The organism is Desulfuromonas sp. DDH964, assembly GCF_001611275.1.
Taxonomy (GTDB): Bacteria; Desulfobacterota; Desulfuromonadia; order Desulfuromonadales; family DDH964; genus DDH964.
Genome location: NZ_CP015080.1, coordinates 2,573,793 through 2,595,053, shown reverse-complemented (window position 1 = coordinate 2,595,053; position 21,261 = coordinate 2,573,793). Strand labels below are relative to the sequence as shown.

Annotated in this window: 20 protein-coding genes and 3 tRNA genes; 22 read left to right on the top strand and 1 reads right to left on the bottom strand. The window is 59.7% G+C overall.

Translation table 11 applies throughout. The features are described from left to right. The first annotated feature begins 29 nt into the window (after positions 1-29). The 22 genes from DBW_RS11945 to DBW_RS11840 all read left to right on the top strand — a co-directional run bounded on the left by DBW_RS11945 (position 30) and on the right by DBW_RS11840 (position 19,791). Positions 30-302, top strand: coding sequence for an HU family DNA-binding protein (locus tag DBW_RS11945; RefSeq protein ID WP_066727739.1), 273 nt, complete (start codon positions 30-32; stop codon positions 300-302). A gap of 121 nt (positions 303-423) precedes the next feature. Further along, a tRNA-Asp gene (locus tag DBW_RS11940) sits at positions 424-500 on the top strand. A 27-nt stretch (positions 501-527) separates the two neighbouring features. Continuing rightward, positions 528-603: transfer RNA gene (locus tag DBW_RS11935), tRNA-Val, on the top strand. A gap of 34 nt (positions 604-637) precedes the next feature. Continuing rightward, a tRNA-Asp gene (locus DBW_RS11930) sits at positions 638-714 on the top strand. A gap of 162 nt (positions 715-876) precedes the next feature. After that, positions 877-1,899 (top strand): peptidylprolyl isomerase, encoded by a 1,023-nt coding sequence (locus DBW_RS11925; RefSeq protein ID WP_157471883.1) that lies wholly within the window; start codon positions 877-879, stop codon positions 1,897-1,899. A gap of 259 nt (positions 1,900-2,158) precedes the next feature. Then, on the top strand, positions 2,159-2,950 hold the full coding sequence (locus DBW_RS11920; protein ID WP_066727737.1) for a 6-bladed beta-propeller: 792 nt from the start codon (positions 2,159-2,161) through the stop codon (positions 2,948-2,950). Positions 2,951-3,049: 99 nt separating this feature from the next. Next, the gene (locus DBW_RS11915; protein WP_066727736.1) at positions 3,050-3,853 is read left to right on the top strand and encodes a hypothetical protein; all 804 of its coding nucleotides are present in this window, start codon (positions 3,050-3,052) and stop codon (positions 3,851-3,853) included. A 2-nt stretch (positions 3,854-3,855) separates the two neighbouring features. Next, entirely contained in the window at positions 3,856-4,977 is a 1,122-nt protein-coding gene (locus DBW_RS11910; RefSeq protein WP_082820329.1) for a cytochrome c3 family protein, read from the top strand. Positions 4,978-5,088: 111 nt separating this feature from the next. Beyond that, a complete protein-coding gene (locus DBW_RS11905) occupies positions 5,089-6,297 on the top strand; it encodes a type II secretion system F family protein (protein WP_066727734.1) in 1,209 nt (402 codons plus the stop codon). A gap of 16 nt (positions 6,298-6,313) precedes the next feature. Then, complete coding sequence (locus DBW_RS11900; protein ID WP_066727733.1) at positions 6,314-8,047, top strand: GspE/PulE family protein; 1,734 nt, start codon at positions 6,314-6,316, stop codon at positions 8,045-8,047. Then, positions 8,044-8,958 (top strand): hypothetical protein, encoded by a 915-nt coding sequence (locus DBW_RS11895; protein ID WP_066727732.1) that lies wholly within the window; start codon positions 8,044-8,046, stop codon positions 8,956-8,958. Before DBW_RS11900 ends, DBW_RS11895 begins: the two co-directional genes overlap by 4 nt. 9 nt (positions 8,959-8,967) lie before the next feature. Continuing rightward, positions 8,968-9,528, top strand: coding sequence for a PilN domain-containing protein (locus DBW_RS11890; protein ID WP_066727731.1), 561 nt, complete (start codon positions 8,968-8,970; stop codon positions 9,526-9,528). 1 nt (position 9,529) lies between these two features. Continuing rightward, on the top strand, positions 9,530-10,108 hold the full coding sequence (gene pilO / locus DBW_RS11885; protein ID WP_066727730.1) for a type 4a pilus biogenesis protein PilO: 579 nt from the start codon (positions 9,530-9,532) through the stop codon (positions 10,106-10,108). Then, on the top strand, positions 10,105-10,935 hold the full coding sequence (locus DBW_RS18570; RefSeq protein ID WP_066727729.1) for a hypothetical protein: 831 nt from the start codon (positions 10,105-10,107) through the stop codon (positions 10,933-10,935). Before pilO ends, DBW_RS18570 begins: the two co-directional genes overlap by 4 nt. 17 nt (positions 10,936-10,952) lie before the next feature. Next, positions 10,953-13,523 (top strand): secretin N-terminal domain-containing protein, encoded by a 2,571-nt coding sequence (locus tag DBW_RS11875; RefSeq protein ID WP_066727728.1) that lies wholly within the window; start codon positions 10,953-10,955, stop codon positions 13,521-13,523. Between the two features lie 7 nt (positions 13,524-13,530). Further along, positions 13,531-14,022, top strand: a complete 492-nt coding sequence (locus DBW_RS11870; protein ID WP_066727727.1) for a type II secretion system protein — start codon at positions 13,531-13,533, stop codon at positions 14,020-14,022. Positions 14,023-14,029: 7 nt separating this feature from the next. Continuing rightward, positions 14,030-14,440: a type IV pilin protein gene (locus tag DBW_RS11865; RefSeq protein WP_066727726.1), complete on the top strand. Its 411-nt coding sequence runs from the start codon at positions 14,030-14,032 to the stop codon at positions 14,438-14,440. A gap of 4 nt (positions 14,441-14,444) precedes the next feature. After that, a complete protein-coding gene (gene ftsE, locus DBW_RS11860; protein WP_066727725.1) occupies positions 14,445-15,110 on the top strand; it encodes a cell division ATP-binding protein FtsE in 666 nt (221 codons plus the stop codon). 54 nt (positions 15,111-15,164) lie between these two features. Beyond that, positions 15,165-16,061, top strand: a complete 897-nt coding sequence (gene ftsX / locus DBW_RS11855; protein WP_066727724.1) for a permease-like cell division protein FtsX — start codon at positions 15,165-15,167, stop codon at positions 16,059-16,061. Continuing rightward, positions 16,061-17,233 (top strand): murein hydrolase activator EnvC family protein, encoded by a 1,173-nt coding sequence (locus DBW_RS11850; RefSeq protein ID WP_066727723.1) that lies wholly within the window; start codon positions 16,061-16,063, stop codon positions 17,231-17,233. The genes ftsX and DBW_RS11850 overlap by 1 nt, the downstream gene beginning before the upstream one ends. 17 nt (positions 17,234-17,250) lie before the next feature. Continuing rightward, a complete protein-coding gene (locus tag DBW_RS11845; protein ID WP_066727722.1) occupies positions 17,251-18,567 on the top strand; it encodes a S41 family peptidase in 1,317 nt (438 codons plus the stop codon). A 48-nt stretch (positions 18,568-18,615) separates the two neighbouring features. Then, positions 18,616-19,791 carry a divergent polysaccharide deacetylase family protein gene (locus DBW_RS11840; RefSeq protein WP_066727721.1) on the top strand — a complete coding sequence of 392 codons (1,176 nt, stop codon included), beginning with the start codon at positions 18,616-18,618 and terminating at the stop codon, positions 19,789-19,791. Here the strand turns inward: DBW_RS11840 and DBW_RS11835 are convergent. Continuing rightward, positions 19,785-21,191: a ParA family protein gene (locus DBW_RS11835; RefSeq protein WP_082820327.1), complete on the bottom strand. Its 1,407-nt coding sequence runs from the start codon at positions 21,189-21,191 to the stop codon at positions 19,785-19,787. The two genes, DBW_RS11840 and DBW_RS11835, sit on opposite strands and share 7 nt — an antisense overlap. Positions 21,192-21,261 lie beyond the last annotated feature (70 nt).

The following is a 21,261-nucleotide window of genomic DNA, read 5'->3' as shown; positions in this document are numbered from 1 at the left end:
TAATAATCCCTAATACGTGGAGGTATGTTGTGACGAAAGCGGATCTTGTTAATGCGATGGCAGAAAAAGCAGGTCTGAGCAAAACCGATGCCGAGAAGGCACTTAAAGCATTTGCCGATGCGGTGACCGATGCTCTCAAGGCCGGCGAGAAAGTCGCCCTGGTTGGATTCGGTACCTTCAGTGTTAGCGCTCGTGCGGCCCGTACGGGCAAAAATCCCCAGACTGGCGCCAAGATCAACATCCCTGCCGCCAAGACCCCCAAATTCAAGGCTGGCAAGGCTCTCAAGGATTCGGTCAACTAAATTGCTTCACCCCGCTGTCCTGCCACCAGCGGCTAAAAAATCAGGGAAATAGGAAACGGAAATAGCCGGCTTCGCTCCCACTTAACGACTATTTTTGTTTCCTATTTTCTGTCTAAGAAATGGGGCTGTAGTAGAGTCGGTTACAACGCCGGCCTGTCACGCCGGAGGTCGCGGGTTCGAGTCCCGTCAGCCCCGCCATTTCCTTTCCTTGTTTACTGGCTGCCGGGGCGAATAGCTCAGCTGGGAGAGCATCGGCCTTACAAGCCGAGGGTCACAGGTTCGATCCCTGTTTCGCCCACCAGTCCTCAGCGGTAGCAACAGAGTCAAACAGATATGGGGCTGTAGTAGAGTCGGTTACAACGCCGGCCTGTCACGCCGGAGGTCGCGGGTTCGAGTCCCGTCAGCCCCGCCATTTTATTGAATGCAAAGAGGAGGCGAACTCGCAATGGTTCGCCTCCTCTTTGTACTTTGGGTCTATGACTTGACTTTGCCTGAGTCGGTTCCCTATGATAACGGTTCCTGACCAATCCAATGAATCTCCCCGCAGCAAGCTACGGGGTATCAAAAGTTTAGATTGATCGCTTTCATCGAAGCAAGCTTCGGGGAATTCGACCCACCTGAGATTAAAGGAGATTATAAAATGCTTTATGCTTTTCGCGGCCTGGTTGCTCTGGTCTTTTTATGTGCCGGAATTTTTAATGTATCGGTGTTTGCTGCCGAGGCCGAAGGTGTTGCCCAGGTCGGAAGCCTGACGATCTCCAATCAGGAGATGAATCAGGCAATCCAGAAAGTTCTCCCCTTAAATGTCAGCTTTCATGGCGGTGTTTCACCGGAGAAGATTCAGGAAATCAAAAAGAAAGCCTTGGATGGTTTGGTTCAACGCGCGTTGAAAGTTCTGTACGCCCTCAGTGAGGAACTGGTTGTCGATAATGGTGAGGTTGACAGGCGTTTTCAGAAAATCCGGGACCGATTTAAATCGGAAGCTGATTTTAGGGATGCAATTGGCGCGGAGGGAGCCGGATTCCTGCGCGCCGACATTTACCGGGACCTTCTTGCTGAAAAGGCCGAAGAGGCTGCCGTTGGCAGTAAGGTCAAGGTACCGGAAACAAAAATCAAGGAGTATTACGAAACGAACAAGGCACGCTTCAAGCGCCCCAGACAATATCACGCAAGCCACATCCTGATTAAAGTCGACCCCTCATCCAACCAGGAAGAGCGTACCGTTCTGCTAGAAAAGGCCGAGGATCTTCTTGAAAAAGCCAAGGCTGGAGATGATTTTTATAACCTGGCATATTACAATTCCGATGACCGGACCCGTTACGTCGGCGGCGATCTTGGTACTTTTCATGAGGGACAGACTGTCCCTGAATTTGACGCAGCGTTAAAGTCGATGAAACCCGGTGAAATATCTGGACCCATAAAAACCATGTATGGGTATCACATAATTAAATTGTTCGAAGTCAAAGAGCCAAAGCAACTATCGTATGAAGAGATGCATGACAAGATCAAAAGCGACCTGGAAAAACAGCAACGGGAACAATTAACCAAGGATTGGATGGACGCCCTGAAAGAAAAGTATCCAGTTAAATATTATTAGGGGGTGTTGTACCTTGCTGCGCTCTTGGAGTTGGTTGGCTCTAGGCGGTCTGTTGTGCCTGGGTGGTTGTTCCTCCGGATTGTCATCCGGAGCGAGGTGGAGCAACCCTGAGATAAACCTCGCATGGCCCCAAGCTCCCTCGCCACCGCGAATCCGATTCCTGCGGACGGTTAATGAGGAGAACATTGGCGAAGGGGATGGCAGCAAAGGGAACAGGTTTTTCGAGTGGTTGGCAGGAAAGGATCGGACCCCGAGGCCGTTGGCCAATGCCTACGGGGTTGTCGCCGATGGCGAAGGACGCATCTGGGTCACCGATTCCGGGACCCCCGCTATCCATCGCTTCGACCTGACACGGGGAACGCACGAGCAGTGGCTTAGTGCTGCCAACCGGCCTCTGACCTCGCCGGTGGGAATCGCCGTCGATTCTGGCCAGGGGAGGATTTTCGTCGCCGATTCAATAGCACGAAGCGTTTCAATTTTCGACTATTCGGGGAAATGGCAGGGCTTTGTCCAGCCCAACAAACCCTTTTCCCGCCCCGGCGGTCTGGCGGTCGATTCCGCCGGGCAGCTCTATGTCGTAGATGTCCTGGAAGGGACCGTCGAGGTTTTTGACCGCAACCTGGCCTATCAGAAAACCATCCGCGGTTCCGGCCAAGGGGGAGGGTTTAATCACCCTACCGCGGTGGTGGTGGCCAAGGACGGTCGGATTTTTGTTGTTGATAGTTTGAATTTTCGCGTTGAAGTTCAGGATTCCCAAGGAAATTTTCTGGGGTACATCGGCCAGCTAGGCGACGGACCCGGGACTTTTGCCAGACCTCGTGGAATTGCCCTTGATTCGACAGGCAATATTTACGTGACTGATGCGGCATTCGATAATATCCAGGTTTTCGATTCGGAAGGGAATTTGCTGCTGTATTTCGGTCAGCCGGGACGAGGCGCCGGGCAGTTTTGTCTGCCTGCCGGGCTTTTCATGGACAACCACGATCGGCTATATGCTGTGGATGCCTGTAACTTCCGGGTACAGATCTTTCAGTACCTGGTCAGCCCCTGAAATCGAGTGGTGCCGCTGTAGCGATGGTGTTTTTCTTGCATTACCTAGCCAGGTCGGGGTGATTGCTATCCACATCCAGTTCTGCCCGTGAGACGAGATATGGTCTACCTAAAAAAAATTTTGCTGTACGGTCTGGGTTGCCTGGGGGGGGGGCTCCTGGTCCTTGGCACTGCTGACGCCGCACAGAAGCTGAGTGCAGGGACCGGCGGGGTCAACGACCATCCGCACAACCTTTCCAGCAACAGCCAAAGTGCCATCCATGCGACGTCGAATGAGAACGTGCAACAGGTTTGCGTCTTTTGCCATACGCCGCATGGTGCTTCCACCAAGGGTCCACTCTGGAACCGCAACGACCCCACGAGGCCGAGTGGCGGATTTCCCCTCTACGGCAATCTGGCGGCAATTTCCATCGACGAAATTCCCGCGGCCAAGTATACCAATACCGATCCCACCATCGAGTACCCGAACGGGGCGTCGCGACTTTGCCTTTCCTGCCATGACGGGGTTTCTGCGGTCGGCGAAGTCATCAGTCGGGGCACAATTGCCAACTTGACCATGTCCGCTCAGGGGACGATCGACTTGACGACCTCCCACCCGATTTCCTTTGTCTACGACGGGACCGTGCAAGGTACCCTGAGCGCTGTCGTCGGCAAAGGTAACTATATCGAGCCCCCAATAGAGTACCTGGATAAGGAAAAGCGAATGCAGTGCACCACCTGCCATGATCCCCACAACGACACGCGAAACGCCAGTTACGACCTCCCCATGTGGGCCCATTACACCAACGATGCCAGTGCTGTTAGCGATTATGACACGACCTGTAATGCCTGCCACGGACCGGCGTTCTCTTCCGGAGGTCTTCCCGCCGGAGGTGGGGTCGGGGCGGGGCATAACACCTTCTGACCATGACCAATTTTCGTCGACGGAATCTGATGCCTAAATTTGCGCTTTTTGCCCTGCTGCTTATAGTCGCGCCCTGGGCTGCGTTTGCCGCTCCCGGGGCCAGCATGCTGCAGGGTGTACACGGCGACAAGACCCTGCTGCCAAAATCCTGTCGTGCCTGCCACCGGGGGATGTCCATGAGCATTTCCGGAGAGGAGCAGGCCTGCCTCGTTTGCCACGGCGACAGCCAGGGACGTCAGGAGATGAGCCGCCGGGGCTACCTGAAGTCGGAGGGGGCCGGGGCCTTGCGGGATATCGGTGCGGAATTGCGTAAACCATACAACCATCCGGTTTTGGCGACCAGTGGGGTGCATCAGGCCAACGAGGCGCTTCCCGAGGAGTTGGTGAATGCGGCGCGGCACGCCGAATGTGTGGATTGTCACGAGCCGCACCAGCTGGATCGTGACACCCCCTTCCGGGGGCTTTCCGGAAAGCGGGTCGGTAATTTCACAGTCGAACTTACCGAAGAGTACGAACTTTGTTACAAGTGTCACGCCGAGAGTGCCAACCTGCCGTCCGATTCTTCCAACAAACACGCAGAATTTTCCGTTACGAACACCTCCTTCCATCCGATCGAAGGGGAGGGGCGAAATGCGTATGTGATCAGCCTCAAAACTCCCTACGCAACGCGTCAGGAGAAGCCTGGTGACATTTCTGTCATCTCGTGCCGGGATTGTCATGGGAATGACGACTCGGCCGGTCCCAAGGGACCGCATGGGTCGAATTACAGGGGTCTGCTCGTTAACAATTATGAGATGGAAGACGAACGGCCCGAGAGCGAGTTCGCCTACGCCCTGTGCTACAAGTGCCACAGCCGGACGAGTATCCTCGGTAATGAAAGTTTCCCTTATCATGCGCTTCATATTAAGGGTAACGTGGCAACTGGGAAACTTGGGACGACCTGTTTTTCCTGCCATGACGCCCATGGTAGCAACCGATATCAATTTCTGATTTCTTTTAACAAAGACTTCGTGCAGCCCAATGCCGACAACAAGCTCGAGTTTAATGCCCAGGGGGTGGCCAGCAGGCACGGCAGCTGTCTGTTGAACTGCCATGGCGTCGAACACAACCCGAAAAGTTATTGACGCAAAGGCTGTTTTGAATTTTTTTAACGGCCGGTCGGATACTATTCCGACCGGCCGTTTTGCAAGGTTTCTATTCAATTCCCGGTGGATTTGTGATATCTTTTCGACCCTATGCCAACCTACCTCTGTAAGCTCGGCACCGTCGACGGCCGGGTCCTCGAGAAAGAGTTCGAGGCCAGCAACCAGGAGCTGCTCCGGGAGAACCTCGAGACGCAGGGTTTCTTTGTCTTCCGGATCCGGAAGCGGCTCTTTCGTTCCCTGATACCGGCCCAGCTTTTCAGACGCCGTCTCAACAGCCGGCGTTTTTTGGCCCTCAACCAGGAACTCCTGGTCCTGTTGCGGTCGGGCTTGCCCATTCTTCAGGTCCTCGATGTCCTCATCGAGCGGATGGAGCCCGGGCTCATGCTCGACCTGTTCCGGGAGGTGCGGGAGGATATCAAGGGGGGCAGTTCCCTCTCCGAGTCTTTCGGAAAATTTCCGAAAATCTTTCCCCCTCTTTACATTGCGTCTTTCAAAGCGGGGGAAAAGACTGGCGATCTGGTGCTGACCCTGGGGCGATTCATTGCCTATCAGAAGCGGATCGAGGTGCTCAAGGGGAAGATCCGCAGCGCATCATTCTATCCGCTGCTGGTAACGATCGCGGTGGTGGCGGTACTCTCGTTCCTGATCTTCTACGTCATCCCCAGCTTTACCCAGATTTACGCCGATGCCAATGTGGAACTCCCCCTGGCGACCCGTCTCCTGATCGGGTTTTCCAAGGGGGCGGTCCGCTCGTTGCCGGTAACCCTTCCCCTGCTCGCCGCCGTCGCCCTCCTCCTGCGCGGGTTCCTGCGCACCGAAAGAGGGGGGCTGCTGGTCGACCGCGCACGGCTGGTCCTCCCTTTTTTCGGCGGGCTCTTTGCCGATTATGCCCTCTCCAGTTTCTGCCGCACCCTCGGCACGACCCTTTCGAGCGGGATTCCGATGGTGCCGGCCCTGCGCATGTCCGGCGGCACGCTCAACAACCGGGTTCTTGAACGGAGCCTCGGCCTGGTCGTCCGTCGGGTCGAGGAGGGGACGTCGCTCTCGGCCGCTCTTGAGCCGAGCCGCATCTTCCCCTTGATCGCCCTGCGTATGGTCGGGATTGGCGAGACGAGCGGCGCCCTGGCCGAAATGCTCACCGATGTAGCCGATTTTTATGAGGGCGAAGTCGAGAAACGGCTCGATCGGTTGACAACCATGATCGAGCCGCTGATGATGCTCGGCATGGGTCTTTTGGTGGGCGGCGTCGTCGTCGCCATGTATTTGCCGATCTTCCAGATGGCCGGTACCGTCCGTTGATAATTTCGGAGCAGGAATGAATTTCCAGCGCAGAAAACTCGGTGAAATTCTGGTCGAGGCGGGCGCCATTACGCCGGCGGAGGTCGACCTGATCCGTGCCCAGCAGGAGCTGCACGGCAAGCGTTTCGGCGAAACCGGCGTCGCCGAGGGGTTCTTCAGCGAGGACTTGCTCGCGCAATCGCTGGCCCAGCAGTTTGGCCTGGAGTTTCTCGATCTCGGGACCTTTATCCCGGACCCCGAACTGCTGGGCGAACTTGCGCCCGGGTTGGCGCTGCGCTTCCATTTCATACCGGTGCGGCGGGAAGCCGGCCGGCTGGTGGTCGCGGTCGCGGACCCCACGGATGTGCTTTCCCTCGATGAACTCGAAGCCCAGCTCGGCCAGCCCCTGACCCTGATGGTGACGGCCAGGGACCGCATCGACCGCTTCCTCGAAAAGGGAGAGGCCGGCTCCAAGCGGGTCTTGCGCGAAGTCTCCGAGGACTTCAAGCTGCAGCTGGTGAAGGAGACCGACAAGGGCGAAGAGGTCCTCTCCATCGAGAAACTGACCGCCGACACCAGCCCGATAATCCGCCTGATCGATTCCACCCTCTATGACGCCCTGGTCAAGCGGGCGAGTGACATCCATATCGAATCGAGCCAGGAAGGAGTCATCATCAAGTACCGCGTCGACGGCGTCCTTTACCGCGCCACCGAGCCCCTCGATGGCCGCTTCCAGAGCCCGATCATCTCCCGTATCAAGGTCATGAGCGAACTCGACATCTCGGAACGGCGCATCCCCCAGGATGGCCGCTTCAAGGTCCGGATCGGCGGCAAGTCGATCGACTTTCGGGTTTCGATCATGCCGAGTATCTTTGGTGAAGATGCGGTTATCCGTATCCTCGACAAGGAGTCGATCGCGGCCGACCTCAAAGGGCTGACCCTGGAGGCCCTCGGCTTTACCGAGCGGGAACTGGTACGGTTCCGGCGCAAGATCCGTGAACCCTACGGCATGGTGCTGGTCACCGGTCCGACCGGCAGCGGCAAAACTACCAGTCTTTACGCCGCCCTCCTCGAAATCAACAACGAGGAAGAGAAGATCATCACCATCGAGGACCCGGTTGAATACCAGGTCAAGGGGGTGGTGCAGATTCCGGTCAATGAAAAGAAGGGTTTGACCTTCGCCCGCGGGTTACGCTCGATTCTGCGCCATGACCCGGACAAGATCATGGTCGGCGAGATCCGCGACCCCGAGACCGCCCAGATCGCTGTGCAGTCGGCCCTGACCGGGCATCTGGTCTTTACCACGGTTCACGCCAATAACGTCTTTGATGTGCTTGGCCGTTTCCTCCATATGGGGATTGACGCCTACAATTTCGTCTCCTGTCTCAACTGCGTGGCGGCCCAGCGCCTGGTGCGCAAAATCTGTCCCCATTGCCGGCAGCAGGTTCCGGCCGATCCGCAGCTTTTGCTCGATTCGGGTCTCAAGATCGAGGCGATGGCCGACCAGGTGTTTTTCGAGGGGGCAGGTTGCTCCGAATGCCACGGCACCGGCTACATGGGACGCAGCGCCATCGTCGAACTGCTGGAATTGACCGACGAGATTCGCGAATTGATTATCACCCGGGCTCCGGTGACCGAATTAAAGCGGGCGGCCAAAGCCTGCGGCACAGTTTTTCTGCGGGATGCGGCTCTGGAAAAGGTCTTTTCCGGCATCACCACCCTGCGTGAAATCAACCGGGTGACCTTTGTCGAACCGACGGAGAGTCTATGATCCGCCGCACCTATCTCGGCCTCGATATCCGCAGCGGTGAGTTGCGCGCGGTCGCCCTGCACCGCCATGGCCGCTCCGGGCGATTGACCAACGGCCGCCTGCTGCCGTTGCGTGATGGCCTGCTCCGGCCTGCCCTGCGGGGCGCCAATATCCCGGACCGGAGGCTCTTTGTCAAGGCGCTGCAGGAGGTGTTGCACCCCCTTGCCGGCACGGAAGAACGGGTTGCAGTCTCCCTGCCGGAGGGGGCCGGCCGACTCTTGCTGACCGAGGTAGGGGAGACCTTCCGTTCGCGCGAAGAGGGGGTGGAGATTCTTCGCTGGCAACTGAAAAACCAGCTCCCCGGGGAAGCCAAGGAGGTTCATCTCGATTATCAGTCGATCGGGCCGGGGCAGAACGGGCGCACCCGGCTGTTGGTCGGTCTGGTCGCCCAGGATGTCCTGCTCGATTACGAGGAGACCCTCGCCGCGGCCGGCTACGGGGCGCAACTGATCGATTTTCATCCTCTCAACGTTTACAATTTCTATCGGCCGCGACTTGAAATGGGGAATGATTTCATTCTGGTCGGGGTCGACCGGCAGACGCTCTCGCTCCAGGTTTACCAGGACCGTGCCCTGGCTTTCTACCGGGCCCGGGATGTGGAGAGCAGCCCGACCCGGGTGTTCCAGGAACTGGCCCGTTCCCTCGCCGGGCAAAGCGAGAAAATCCCTGGCAGCGGCCGCGCCCCGGTTTTCCTCCATTGCGACTGGCCGGAAACCGGTGACGTTTCCGCTGCGGTTGATTCGGCCTTCGGTCGCGAATCAACCCTGCTGGATGTCAATCTCCAACAACTGGCCACCGGTGCTCTCGACCTCCCACCCTGGCGGGCGCGCGGATTGGCCGCGGCTATCGGCGTTGCGGAACGACTTCTTTGAGGTAAGGGGATGAATCCAAGTCTGAACCTGGCGACCAAAACCTACCTGAACCGCCGCCTGCTCTATGCCGGCTATGGGGTGGCGATGCTGCTTCTGCTGATATTGCTGGCGGGGCTGGGAGCTTATTTCTGGAGTTGCTGGCAGGAGAGCCAAAAACTGCGCGCAGCTATTGTCCAGATGGAGCGGGCAGCGCAGCCTGAAGTGGGTACTGCCGAAGTTCGCTTTTCCGCTGAGGAGTACCAGCGCCTGCGGGAACGGATTGCCTTTTTTAATGGTGTTCTGGCCAAGGATACCTTTCGCTGGACCGACCTCCTCGGGCGCCTGGAGAGGCTGGTTCCGGCGGGGATCGGGTTGCGCAGTATCCAGCCTGACTTTCGTGGCCGCTCGCTAAGAATCTCCGGCCTCGCCCGCAACCTTGACAAACTGCAGAATTTCCTCGATCGCCTGCTGGCGTCCGAGGATATTGCAGCGGTTTACCTGCTCAACCAGGCCCGCATTGAACCGGGCCGGGGGCAGACCGGGGGGGGGGAGGAACTGAGCTTCTCCCTGGTCCTCGAAGGAGCCTTTTGACATGGTCCGGGAATCGCTCTGGGCGGCTATCTGGCGCACCAACCGCGTGTTGCCAATACTAATCGGCATCCTGTTGCTGGTGAGTCTTGCCGCGGCAGCTGTGGCATTCTGGTACGTCGGCCCGCAGCTGGCTGCCCTGGAGAACGACTTTCTCCGTGCCCAGCAGAATTATCGTGACGCCCGCAAGTCCGGAGAGGTTGACGAATCACCCCAGGGGCTCTTCCGGCGCGGTCTTGCCGACCTGCAAACCTTGGCGGCGGCTATTCCCGATCGGACCGACTTCACCGGCCTGATCGGCGATCTCTTCGCGATGGCGGGTCAGTCCAGGCTTGCCATCGACCGGGTCAATTACGACCCCGCCCCGGTCAAGGGCGAGGAGGAGTTGCTCAGCTACACCGTCTCCTTCACGGTGACCGGCGATTACGGGCAGGTCAAAAAGTTCATCTACCTTATTGAGCATTCCCCGCGTCTGGTGGCCATCGAGGAATTGAACCTGAATACTTCTTCAGGAGCAGAGCGCCCCGACCAGATCAACCTCGGGCTGCGGTTGACGACCTATTTTCGGAAGCCGGCACCATGAAGCGAAAACCACTTATTCTCCTGCTGCTGCTCATCTGTCTCGGGCTCTCCATCGCCTACAGCTACTGGGCTTCTCCGCGTCAGGAACGCATTCCCCGGCAGAACCCGCCCGGCAAGGAACGTCCCTTGCCAACCCGGCTGACCACGCCCAAGGGCGATCCGGCCGTCGACGATACCCATCTTCACCTGGAGCTGTTCCAGGTAAATGAGGGGACGTTCCCCGGGTACAAGCGGAATATTTTTGGCAGCGTCGAACCGCCGCCACCGCCCCCCCCGCCACCGCCGAAGGTCGTCAGTGCCCCGGTCGTCGCGGCACCGCCACCTCCGCCGCCACCGCAGCCCACCCCGGTGGTGCAACGGGAGCTGGCGCGCTTCAGGTTTCTCGGTTATCTCGAAAAGGATCAGGAAAAGACTGTATTTCTAAGTCGTGACAAGGATCTTTATCTGGTAAAGAAAGGGACGCGTTTCGGTGATCGGCAGGAATTCACTGTCGGCGAACTGACTGCCACCAGGTTGGTAATCCAGGTGGCCGGCGACAGCCGTAAGATCGAGATCGAACTGGCCGAGAATCAGCCCCTGATCCCCCAATTCGGTACCGGTGGCGGAAATAAGACAGGACGCAGCCCGACCCCGGGGTCGCGGATTAACCCGCGGATGTTGTTGCCGGTGCGGCCATCAGCGACCACCATGCCGGTCATGACCGGGAGCGAAGAGGCTCCTGCCGTCGAGCCACTCCCCGATATTACCGTTCCTCCCGTCGAGGAGGGATTGCCCCCGGATAGCCCTTTGCCGGAATCTCCGGTCAAGGCGAATGAGGTTGGCCAATGATAAAACCAGCATCAAGCGTGTTTTGCGTTCTGTTCGTGTTACTTGCCCTGCTGCTTGGCGGTTGCGCGGCCAAGAAGTCTTTCGTCGCCGGCGAGGACTTGATGGCCCAGGGCCAATACGATGCGGCGGTTGAAAAGTATCTGGCTGCTGCCAGCGGGGACCCGGATACCGACGAGTACCGGGTCAAACTCGCCAACGCCCGGGCCAAGGCGGGTTGGGCACATCTTCAAAAGGGGCGGGAATTATCCGCCGGGAACGAATTGAATGCTGCTGTCGATGAATTCCGCCGCTCCATCAGCTATGACCCTAGTCTCGCGGTCGCCGGGCTGGAGCTCAAGCAGGCGGAGGCGCGGATCCAGGCCGGACTGCTCATTGACGAAGCCGAGGATTTTTACCGGCAGCGCCGTTTTGCCCCGGCCCGGAAAAACCTGCAACAGGCGCTGATTCTTGACCCGGAGAACCTCCGCGCCCGCACCCTGCTCGAAAAGGTCCAAAGCTCCGGGGGAACCATCCTGGATGGCCAGGAACTCGATGTTGCTTCGGACAAACCGATCACCCTCAAGTTTAAGGATGCGCAGATCAAGGAGGTCTTCAGCATCCTCTCCAAGCTCTCCGGGATCAATTTCCTTTTCGACGAAGATACCAAGGAGCAGAAGGTCACCGTCTTTCTCGAGGACGCCAGTTTTGCCCAGGCCCTCGAACTGCTGCTGAAGATGAACAACCTCGGCAAGCGGGTGCTCAACCCGAAGACCGTGATCATCTACAGCAGCAGCAAGGACAAGGAGAAGCAGTACCAGGACCAGCTGATCCAGACCTTCTATCTTTCCAACATCGATGCCAAGAAGGCGGTCAACCTGCTGCGGACGATGCTGCAACTGCGCAAGATCTATGTCCACGAAGAATTGAACGCCCTGGTGATCCGCGATACGCCCGATGTCATCCGGTTGGCGCAGCAGATAATCGAGGCCGCCGATCGCGGCGATGCCGAGGTCATTTATGAGCTGGAACTGGTCGAGATCAGCCACACCGACAACCTCGATATCGGCGCCCGGCTGAAAAGCTATGGCACCAGTTTCGGCTTCGTCAACCCGGGTGAGACCTCCATCGGGGACAGCATCACCGTCAACGGTATGAGCGGGCTGCGCAACCTCGATTTTCTCTACACCATTCCCTCTGCCACCTTCAATTTGCAGAAGACCCTGACCGATTCGGAGATTCTGGCCAACCCGAAGATCCGGGTGCGCAACAAGGAGAAGGCCAAGGTTCATATCGGCTCGCGCGAACCGGTCATCACTGTCACCACCACCGGGACTGATACCCGTTCCGACAATATCCAGTACGTCGATGTCGGGGTCAAGGTCGAGGTCGAGCCAAGCGTGCAGCTGGACAATACCGTGATCACCAAGCTCGGGCTCGAAGTCAGCAACGTCACCAACCGAATGACCACCGATAATGGTACCCTGGCGCTGACCATCTCCACCACCAACGCCAACACCTCCCTCACCCTCAAGGACGGGGAAACGACCATTCTCGGTGGCCTGATCCGTGACGATTACTCCAAGACCAAAAATACCTTTCCGTTCCTCGGCCGGATTCCTCTGGTGGGCGACCTCCTCTCCGGCCACAAGCGCGACAAGACCAAGCGCGAGATCCTGCTTTCGATCACCCCCCATATCGTCAAGGCCCTCGAATTGCCCAGGTCGGATGTCGCCAGCATCTGGTCGGGTGGGGAGGATGACTTGAAGGCGGGGCCGAACTTCAGCGCCTTCGCTGCGCCGCTCGAGGCACAGCAGAATAAAACCGCGCCCCCTCCCGCTCCTGGGCGCAACCCGGTTACTCAGGGGGCTGCTGTTCCTGGTGAAGCTGAGTTCTCCGTGTCCTCATTACCTGCAACTCCGGCGCAGCCGTTGCAGCCTGCGGTCACTTCTCCGGCAGGGGCAGGGCTGGAAGGTCCACCTCCAGCCACAATGAGCCCGGGCAACCCTGAGTCCGCTCTTCCCGTGCTGCCCCCACCCCAGGAGCCGCCGGCCATGATGGAAGTTCCCCAGGCTCAGATGCCGGCCGCCGCCAGTCTGCCGCTCGCGCTGCCCCCCCCTGGGACGGAAGGCAAACCCCTACCTCCCGGGAATGTCCCCGAGGTGACCCTGCCTCCCCTTGAATTGGCACCTGCCCCAGCCGAGGCGCGGATTTTTCTGAAGGGGCCTGGCCTGGTCACGGTTGGAGAGGAGTTTGTCGTCGAGGTTGCTGTGGATGCAATGCAGAACCTTTACAGTGCTCCCTTCTTTCTGTTCTTCCCTCCGGAGCTCTGCAGTTTCGTACGGGCCGAGGAAGGAGAGTTCCTCGGCGCCAGTGGCGCGAGCACGATCTTCACCTCCAGCGCCAATCGCGACAAGGGGCAGCTGATCATCGGTACCAAGCAGGGGGCCGCCGGAACCGGTTCCTCCGGCGCCGGAATCCTGGCACGGGTAGTTTTCACCGCCCAGGCCGTAGGCCGGGGCGAGATCACCCTCGATCGGGTGAATTTCCGGGACCCGGCCGGAAACCGGTTGTCAGTAGTGACCGACGGACTGCCGATCGAGGTGCGCTAGCTTGTCAATGCCCCGGCCTTTTTTTTCGCGAAGGGGTCAGCAAGGCCTGACCCTGCTCGAACTGTTGATCGCCATGGCTATCCTCGGCGTCCTCGCCTCGGCGATTCTGCCGATGGCCGAGGTCACAGTGACCCGGACCAGGGAACTGGAACTGCGTCGCTCCCTGCGCATGATCCGGGTCGCTATCGACGAATACAAAGCCGATTTCGATAAGGCAAAGGCGGAGAACAAGATCATTACCTCGGTCAATGAAACCGGCTACCCGAAAAGCCTGGAGGACCTGGTCGAGGGGAAGGAATGGGGAGATCTCTACCCCTTCCCGCGCAAATATCTGCGGCGCATTCCCGTCGACCCCTTCGATACCTATGGTCAGGGGTGGGGCCTGCGGGCCTACACCGATGAACCTGACTCGACGGTTTGGGGGGGGGAGGATGTTTACGATGTCTATTCCCAGAGTGATGCCACTGCGCTCGATGGCACGCCCTATAACAGTTGGTAGATCTGCGATGAAATTCAACATTTTACCTTGTAGTTGCAAACGCGGATTCACGCTGATCGAACTGTTGATCGTCATGACGATCATCGGCATCCTCGCCAGCATTGTTGTTCCCAACTACAAGACCAGCCTGATCAGGTCCCGGGAAACGGTCCTGATGGAAGATCTTTATCAGATGCGGCGCTCCATTGACGGCTATTTTGCCGATCACTCCCGCTATCCTGATTCACTCAACGAGTTGGTCGATGCCCGCTATTTGCGGGATATCCCGGTCGACCCCTTTACCCGCTCCGCCGATACCTGGGTGATCGAGCCACCCCAACCGACCCCGGAGGGGGCGCTGGCCGAAGGGGGTGTTTTCGATGTCCGCAGCGGGAGTGACCTGGTCGGACTCAATGGCATTCCGTACAACGAGTGGTAGGGCGATGATCCAGCTCTTCAACATCTGCAAGGCCTACCAGAAAGACGCCTCGGCGTTGTCCGATATCTCCCTCAAGGTTCCCAAAGGCGATTTCATCTACATTACCGGGGCCTCGGGCGCCGGCAAATCAACCTTGCTCAAGCTTCTCTACGCGGCTGAAAAACCGAGTCGCGGCCAGATCCTGATCAATGGGCTCAATGTCACCCGCATGGGGCCCGGCCGCATTCCTTATTTGCGGCGGCAACTCGGCATCGTCTTTCAGGATTTCAAGCTGATCCCGACCCGTACCATCTTCGAAAATGTGGCCTTTCCCCTTGAGGTCCAGGGGCGCAAACGCTTCGAGGTCAGTAAAAAGGTCTATCAAACCCTCAAACAGGTCGGTCTGGAGCACAAGCTGCACCGCCGCCCCCTCGAATTGTCCGGTGGCGAACAACAACGGGCAGCCATTGCCCGGGCGCTGGTCGTCGACCCCCTGGTTCTGCTGGCCGATGAGCCGACCGGCAACCTTGATCCGGAAATCACTCTCGATATCATGGAGCTATTCAAAGGGGCGAATGCCCGCGGTACCACGGTCCTGATCGCCACCCACGACCGGGCGATGATCAGCCGATTTCCCCGCCGGCAGATCATTCTCGATCAGGGTCGCCTGGTGGAAGACCGTACTCCCTAGATTTTTAACCGGCGCGGCAGGGGTCGAATCCGCCGCTTGCAAAAGGAACCTGGAGTGCTGGAACGGAGTCTCTACCTCTTGCGACGGGCCTTGCGCAACATTCGGCAAAGCCCGGTGTTGTGCGGCGCCGCAATTGGCACGGTGGCCGTCGCCCTGACCATCCTCGCCTTTTTCGGCATCCTCGTCCTGAATATCCAGAAACTGACCAGCCAGTGGAGTCAGCAAGTCCAGGTGGTCGCTTATCTTGACCAGGTTCCGGCACCCTCCGTTCTGGAGTCCTGGAAGAAATCGATCGCCGCTCTTCCTGAGGTGGATCGGGTCGTTTTCGTCAGTCGCGGCACCGCCCTCGAACGTTTTCGCCAACGGCTTGGCGCCGATGCCTCCCTGCTGGAAGGTGTCGAGGAGGACATCCTGCCCGCCTCGCTTGAAATCGGCCTGCGTCCCGAGGCCCGCAATCGTGCCGGCGCGGAGGTGGTGGTGGCGGCGCTGCGAGACCGGTTGGGGCTGGCCGATCTTCGTTACGGGCAGGACTGGCTCGACCGCTTTGAGGCGTTTCTCACCCTATTGCGCACCGGCTTTCTGGTCCTCGGCGGCTTTTTGCTCTTTGCCGCCCTCTTTATCGTCGCCAACACCATCAAACTGACGCTTTATGCGCGCAAGGATGAATTGGAAGTCATGGCGCTGGTGGGGGGGACCCCCTGGTTTATCAAGACCCCCTTTCTTCTCGAGGGCGGTATCCAGGGGTTGTGCGGCGGCGGCCTGGCCCTGGCCGGTGCGGCGCTGGTGTTTCACGGTTTCCTGCAACAGGGGCTGAGTACCCTGCTGCTGGCGGCAGGGGTTGACGGCATTACCTTTCTCCCCCCGATCTACCAGTTGTTTCTGGTTGGGCTCGGGGTCTTCCTCGGGGTGGCCGGCAGCCTGCTCTCCCTGCGCCGCCTGGTACGGGCCTGATGCGGTTGCACGGCGGTGCCCGGGGGAGGCGTATTGGCGTCGGCCTGCTCCTCCTGGTCCTGCTCGCCCCAGGGCCGCTCCGGGCCGATGAGCTGACGACAACCAGGCAGCGACTTGCCGAGATCGAGCGACGGATTGAAACTACGGCGGCAAACGCCGCCGAAAAAAAGGATCGGGAGAAACACCTTGCCGCGGACCTGGCGACCCTTGAGGAGGAACAGGGCCGGCTCGAAAAGCGCATTCGTGAGCGGCAGGTTTCGCTGCGGCAGCTGAGTGCCCGGATCGGTACCGAAGAGCAACTCGTCGCGGAAATCAAGCGATCGGTCACCGCCCTGGCAGCAAAGGTCCGGCAACGCCTGGTCGGCCTCTACAAGTCGGGTGATGGCGGCCTGCTGCGGGTCCTCTTCGGGGCAACCTCACCCGCCAGTCTGGCCGAAGACTATGACTTCCTGGGACGGATCATCGGCCGGGACCGGCAGCTGATTGCCGGCTACCGGGACACGTTGCAGCAGCAGGAAGCGGGCCTGCAGCGCCTGGCGCAGCTCAAACGGCAGGAAGAGGCCAGCCTGGCAGCGAGCCGGCGGGAACAGCAAACGTTGAAGGCAGCTGGAGCGCTCAAGGCGCGCCTGGTTGCCGAGTTGCGCCAGGAACGGGCCGGCCTCGAGCGGGAACTGGCCGATCTGCGCGAACGGGCGGAGCGGCTGGTGGCCCTGGTCAAAAGGCTTGAATCCACCAAAGGTGCCGAGTATAGTGGCGATTCACACTTGTTTGTCCAGCAGCAGGGCCGTCTTGCCTGGCCGTTGCCGGGTCCGGTGGAGGTCAGTTTCGGGACCGGAAGGAACCCGCAACTGGGTACCCTGCACGACAGCCAGGGGATTGAAATTGGCTGCCGGGCGGGCGAGGAAGTGCGGGCCATCTGGGCGGGGCGGGTTATTTTCGCCAATTGGTTCAAGGGCTACGGCCGGCTGCTGATCATCGATCACGGGGAGAGTTACTATTCGCTCTATGCCCAGGCGGCCAGCCTGACCAAGCAGGTCGGTGACCAGGTGGAGCGGGGCGAGGTTGTGGCGCTGACCGGGTACGAAGGCGCCCGCCGCTTCTATTTTGAAATCCGTCACAGCGGCACCCCCCTTGACCCGGAAGCCTGGCTGGCACCCCACCAAAATCACTGAGTCCGGAGGAGACGGATATGCATAAAAGTCGGCGTGCGACTCTTTTCATCCTGGTTCTTGCCCTGGTCCTGCTCGGCTGGCTTTCCAGCGGCAGGTTCAACCCGCCGGCGATTGCCGAATCGGGGCAGGATTACCAGGAACTCAAGCTCTTTACCGATGTCCTCGCGATCGTCCGCAAAAGCTATGTCGAAGAAGTGCCGATGAAAGACCTCATTTACGGGGCGATCAACGGCATGCTCGGTTCCCTCGATCCCCACTCTTCCTTCATGCCGCCGGACGTCTACAAGGAGATGCGCGTCGACACCCGGGGGGAGTTCGGTGGGCTCGGCATCGAGATTACCATTCGGGACCACGTGCTGACGGTGGTTTCGCCGATCGAGGATACCCCCGCCTTCCGGGCCGGGTTGAAGGCCGGTGACCAGATCATCATGATCGGTGAGGAATCGACCAAAGAGATGACGATCATGGACGCGGTCAAGAAGATGCGTGGTCCGAAGGGGACCTCGGTGACGATCAGCGTGATGCGCGATGACTTCGAAAAACCGCAGGAATTCACCCTGGTCCGGGAACTGATCAAGATCCAGAGTGTCAAGGCGAAGACCCTCGAAGACGGGTTCGGTTATGTGCGGCTTACCCAGTTCCAGGAGCGCACCGGGGACGATCTGCTGAAAGCCCTGGAAAGACTTCACCAGGAAAACCCCCAGGGGCTCTCCGGTCTCATTCTCGACCTGCGCAACAACCCCGGGGGGCTCCTGGATCAGGCGGTCAAGGTGTCGGATCTCTTTCTCGACAGTGGCCTGATTGTCTATACCGAAGGGCGCGAAGAGGGGAGCGCGATGAAGTTCACCGCGCACCAGGACGGGACCGAACCGGACTATCCCCTGGTGGTCCTGATCAACGGCGGTAGCGCCAGCGCCTCGGAAATCGTGGCCGGCGCCCTTCACGATCACGATCGTGCCGTAATTCTCGGCACCCAGAGCTTCGGCAAGGGCTCGGTGCAGACTATCATGCCCCTCAGCGACAACTCCGGTTTGCGCCTGACCACGGCCCGCTACTTTACCCCGGCGGGGATCTCCATCCAGGCCAAGGGGATAACCCCGGATATCGTCGTGCCGGCCATGGAGATCAAGGAACTCGAAGAGGGTAGCGGGCTGCGGGAAAAAGATCTCACCAATCATTTCGAGGGGGGGAGCCCGGCCGTGACCACCGAACCGGCGGCGACACCCAAATTCCAGCTTGACCAGGCAGCACGGCAGGATTATCAGTTGCTGCGGGCCCTCGATCTGCTCAAGGGGTATCGCATCATGCAGGAGCTGACCCACAAGGCCGCTTGATTTGTCGTCTTTTCCGGGGGCCCAATCCCCGTTGCTGCTGGAACCTTCATGTCCGCAAGGAAAAAACCGTCGCGGCGCAAATCCCCCCGCCGTTCGCACGGGGGGTCCCTGACCCTGAAACTTTGGCTCGCCGGGGTCTTCCTGGTCGGCTTTGTCCTGGTCAGCCTCATTCTGCTTGGCGAGCTGCGCAGCCGCTATCTCTCGCCGACCGTGCCGCCCCCCTCGCCCAGTGCCGGCGCCCCGGCAACTCCCCCGCAGGTAACGGAAGGGACCCGTTGGGAGGAAATCCGGCGCCGGCTCGAGAGCGCCGGTTGGCGGGGGGAACGGTTTGATGCCGAACCCGGTGCCGCCAGCTGGGAGTACCGGGTCGCCCGTCCCATCCCCCCATCGACCGAACTGGCGGCCATGGCCGAGTCGCTGTGTCGTCTGCCAGGGGTGGAGGCCGAGCTCCTGCCGGGACGAGGCCTGCGGATTCTTCATGGCGATCATCAGCAGGGGGCGATCCTTTTCCAGCCCCCAGCCCCTCCCGCCCAGCCCGGCAGGAGTGCCAGGGTTGCGATCATCGTTGATGATCTCGGGCGTGACGTCGCGACCCTGCGCCAGTTCCTCGGCGTCAAGGTGCCCCTGACCCTGGCCATTCTTCCCAACGAGACCCATGCCCGGGAGTCGGCCCGGCTTGCCCACGAAACGGGGCACGAAGTGTTGATCCACATCCCGATGGAGCCGCAGGGCTACCCGGCCGTCAACCCGGGGCATGATGCCCTTTTCGTCGCCGCTTCCGCCGATGAATTGCGGCAACGTTTCCAGGGCTACCTGACCGCGGTCCCCTTTGCAGTGGGCGGCAACAATCACATGGGGTCAAGATTTACCGAGGATCCGGCGGGAATGGCGGTGGTGTTGGGGCAGATGCGCGAGGCGGGGCTCTTCTTTGTTGACAGCCGGACGACCGGCGCATCGGTCGCCTTTGAACTGGCGCGGCGGGCCGGAATTCCGGTGGCCCAGCGCGATATGTTCCTTGATAATGTCCAGGACGCCGGCCTGATCGGCGGTGAAATCCGCAAGCTGATTCGCATGGCTCGCCAGCACGGCAGCGCCATCGGCATCTGCCATCCCCATCCCGCGACCCTGACCGCCTTGCGCCAGGCCCTCCCCGAACTGCGCGCCGCCGGCATCGAAGTGGTGCCGGTTTCGCAGCTGGTTGCGGTTCCGACCGCCCCTCAGTAGAACTGGCTGGCAATGCGCCGCCCGGCTTCCCGGAAGGCTTCCTGGGCTTCATCGTAGAGGATCTCTTCCGGCACATCGCTGCTCACCCTGCGCACCAGCAGGAAATCGTCCCCCAGTCGTCCCTGCTGGTCGCAGAGGGTCCTTAGCGCCAGTCGCTGCAACGGGTTCTCGGTTTCCCGGCCAAGCCCGTCGAGGTCGATTACCCGGTGGGAAACTTCGAGACCGCTTTCGTCGAAGCGGTAAAAAGAGAGCTGCTGGCGAAAGAAATTGCGGGTTCCCGGGGCACGCCGCAGGACGAAGTAGGAGCGCTGCGCCGATTCCCGGAACAGCTCCCGCAAAGGCTGACTGCCGCTCCCTTCCCGCGATGACTGGAAGATATGGCGGAAGACCAGCTCCGAGTAGCATTCCTCATCGAGGAAACCGGAGAGGCTGCCGCTTCCGGTTGCGGCAAAATAGCCCGCTGATTCGACTCCTCCCGGTCCGACCAGTTCGCGGTCGCACAGCAGGCAACCCGGGGCGATTTTGGCGAGACGGGCCGCAAAGGCGCTGCTGCGCTCCTGGCTCCGGCGCTCTTGCTCCAATGCTATGGCCGAAAGACGGAGTTCATTGCAGTCGCGCAGGTCGAGGAAGACCTGGCGGGCCAGGTGGCTGAACTGGATATGGACCTCCGTGCCGCGGCCATGGGTAATGACCGGGTAGATCTTGCCGTCGGGGTTGGTATTGAGAGATTCGACCTTGGGGCTCTTGGCGATATATCCCTCCAGGCAGCGGTAGCCGCGATTGATGGCATAGCCTTTGAGCAGCTGGTAGGAATCGCGAAAGGGGCCGTCGAAATGAATGCGCGAGTCGACCAGGCACGGGAGAATGCGCAGCGCCTTTTTACTCAGCCCCTGCTCGGCGAAGAAGGCGTAGAGGTTGCGGCAGTTTTCGAGGGAGGCCATATCCTTGACCGGGACGATAACCCGGTCGGCGGCGTAGAGGGCGTTGCGGGTGAAGTGGTCGAGGTCGGGGCGGGTGTCGATGATCAGAACCCCGGTCAATTGCGCTGCACAGAGCATCCTGGCGAGGAGGTCCGGGGTGGTCAGTCGCTCGCGCAGGCTGGTGAGGTCAGAGCGGGAAGGGATAAACTGGACGCCGTATTCGCCCAGTTCGACCAACGCCTCGGCGGGCGTTCCCTGTAGCAGGTCGGCAACATCCCCGCGCGGGGTTCCCTGGCCGATCCGGAACATGCGATCGACCGAGAAGTGGTTGTCGAAGCTGAACAGGGTGACCGGCAGGTCTTCGCACAATGCCTTGAGATAGATGGCGAGGTTGGTCGCCAGGGTGGTTTTGCCGACCCCCCCCTTTTCGCTGGCGATTGTCACCACGTAGAGTTGCGACATGACGGTTCCTTGATTCATTGAAGAGATTCCTATATATAGGGAATCAGGGCCGCTTTGTCAATTTAAAACCCCAATATCTGGTGGTCTA

Excerpts from the sequence above, each read along its gene's own strand:
- DBW_RS11910 (WP_082820329.1), top strand. The coding sequence starts at position 3,856 with ATGACCAATTTTCGTCGACGGAATCTGATGCCTAAATTTGCGCTTTTT.
- DBW_RS11835 (WP_082820327.1), bottom strand. The coding sequence starts at position 21,191 with ATGAATCAAGGAACCGTCATGTCGCAACTCTACGTGGTGACAATCGCC.
- DBW_RS11865 (WP_066727726.1), top strand. The coding sequence starts at position 14,030 with ATGAAATTCAACATTTTACCTTGTAGTTGCAAACGCGGATTCACGCTG.
- ftsE (WP_066727725.1), top strand. The coding sequence starts at position 14,445 with ATGATCCAGCTCTTCAACATCTGCAAGGCCTACCAGAAAGACGCCTCG.
- DBW_RS11845 (WP_066727722.1), top strand. The coding sequence starts at position 17,251 with ATGCATAAAAGTCGGCGTGCGACTCTTTTCATCCTGGTTCTTGCCCTG.
- DBW_RS11840 (WP_066727721.1), top strand. The coding sequence starts at position 18,616 with ATGTCCGCAAGGAAAAAACCGTCGCGGCGCAAATCCCCCCGCCGTTCG.
- DBW_RS11870 (WP_066727727.1), top strand. The coding sequence starts at position 13,531 with ATGCCCCGGCCTTTTTTTTCGCGAAGGGGTCAGCAAGGCCTGACCCTG.
- DBW_RS11915 (WP_066727736.1), top strand. The coding sequence starts at position 3,050 with ATGGTCTACCTAAAAAAAATTTTGCTGTACGGTCTGGGTTGCCTGGGG.
- DBW_RS18570 (WP_066727729.1), top strand. The coding sequence starts at position 10,105 with ATGAAGCGAAAACCACTTATTCTCCTGCTGCTGCTCATCTGTCTCGGG.
- DBW_RS11900 (WP_066727733.1), top strand. The coding sequence starts at position 6,314 with ATGAATTTCCAGCGCAGAAAACTCGGTGAAATTCTGGTCGAGGCGGGC.
- DBW_RS11850 (WP_066727723.1), top strand. The coding sequence starts at position 16,061 with ATGCGGTTGCACGGCGGTGCCCGGGGGAGGCGTATTGGCGTCGGCCTG.
- DBW_RS11890 (WP_066727731.1), top strand. The coding sequence starts at position 8,968 with ATGAATCCAAGTCTGAACCTGGCGACCAAAACCTACCTGAACCGCCGC.
- DBW_RS11895 (WP_066727732.1), top strand. The coding sequence starts at position 8,044 with ATGATCCGCCGCACCTATCTCGGCCTCGATATCCGCAGCGGTGAGTTG.
- pilO (WP_066727730.1), top strand. The coding sequence starts at position 9,530 with ATGGTCCGGGAATCGCTCTGGGCGGCTATCTGGCGCACCAACCGCGTG.
- DBW_RS11905 (WP_066727734.1), top strand. The coding sequence starts at position 5,089 with ATGCCAACCTACCTCTGTAAGCTCGGCACCGTCGACGGCCGGGTCCTC.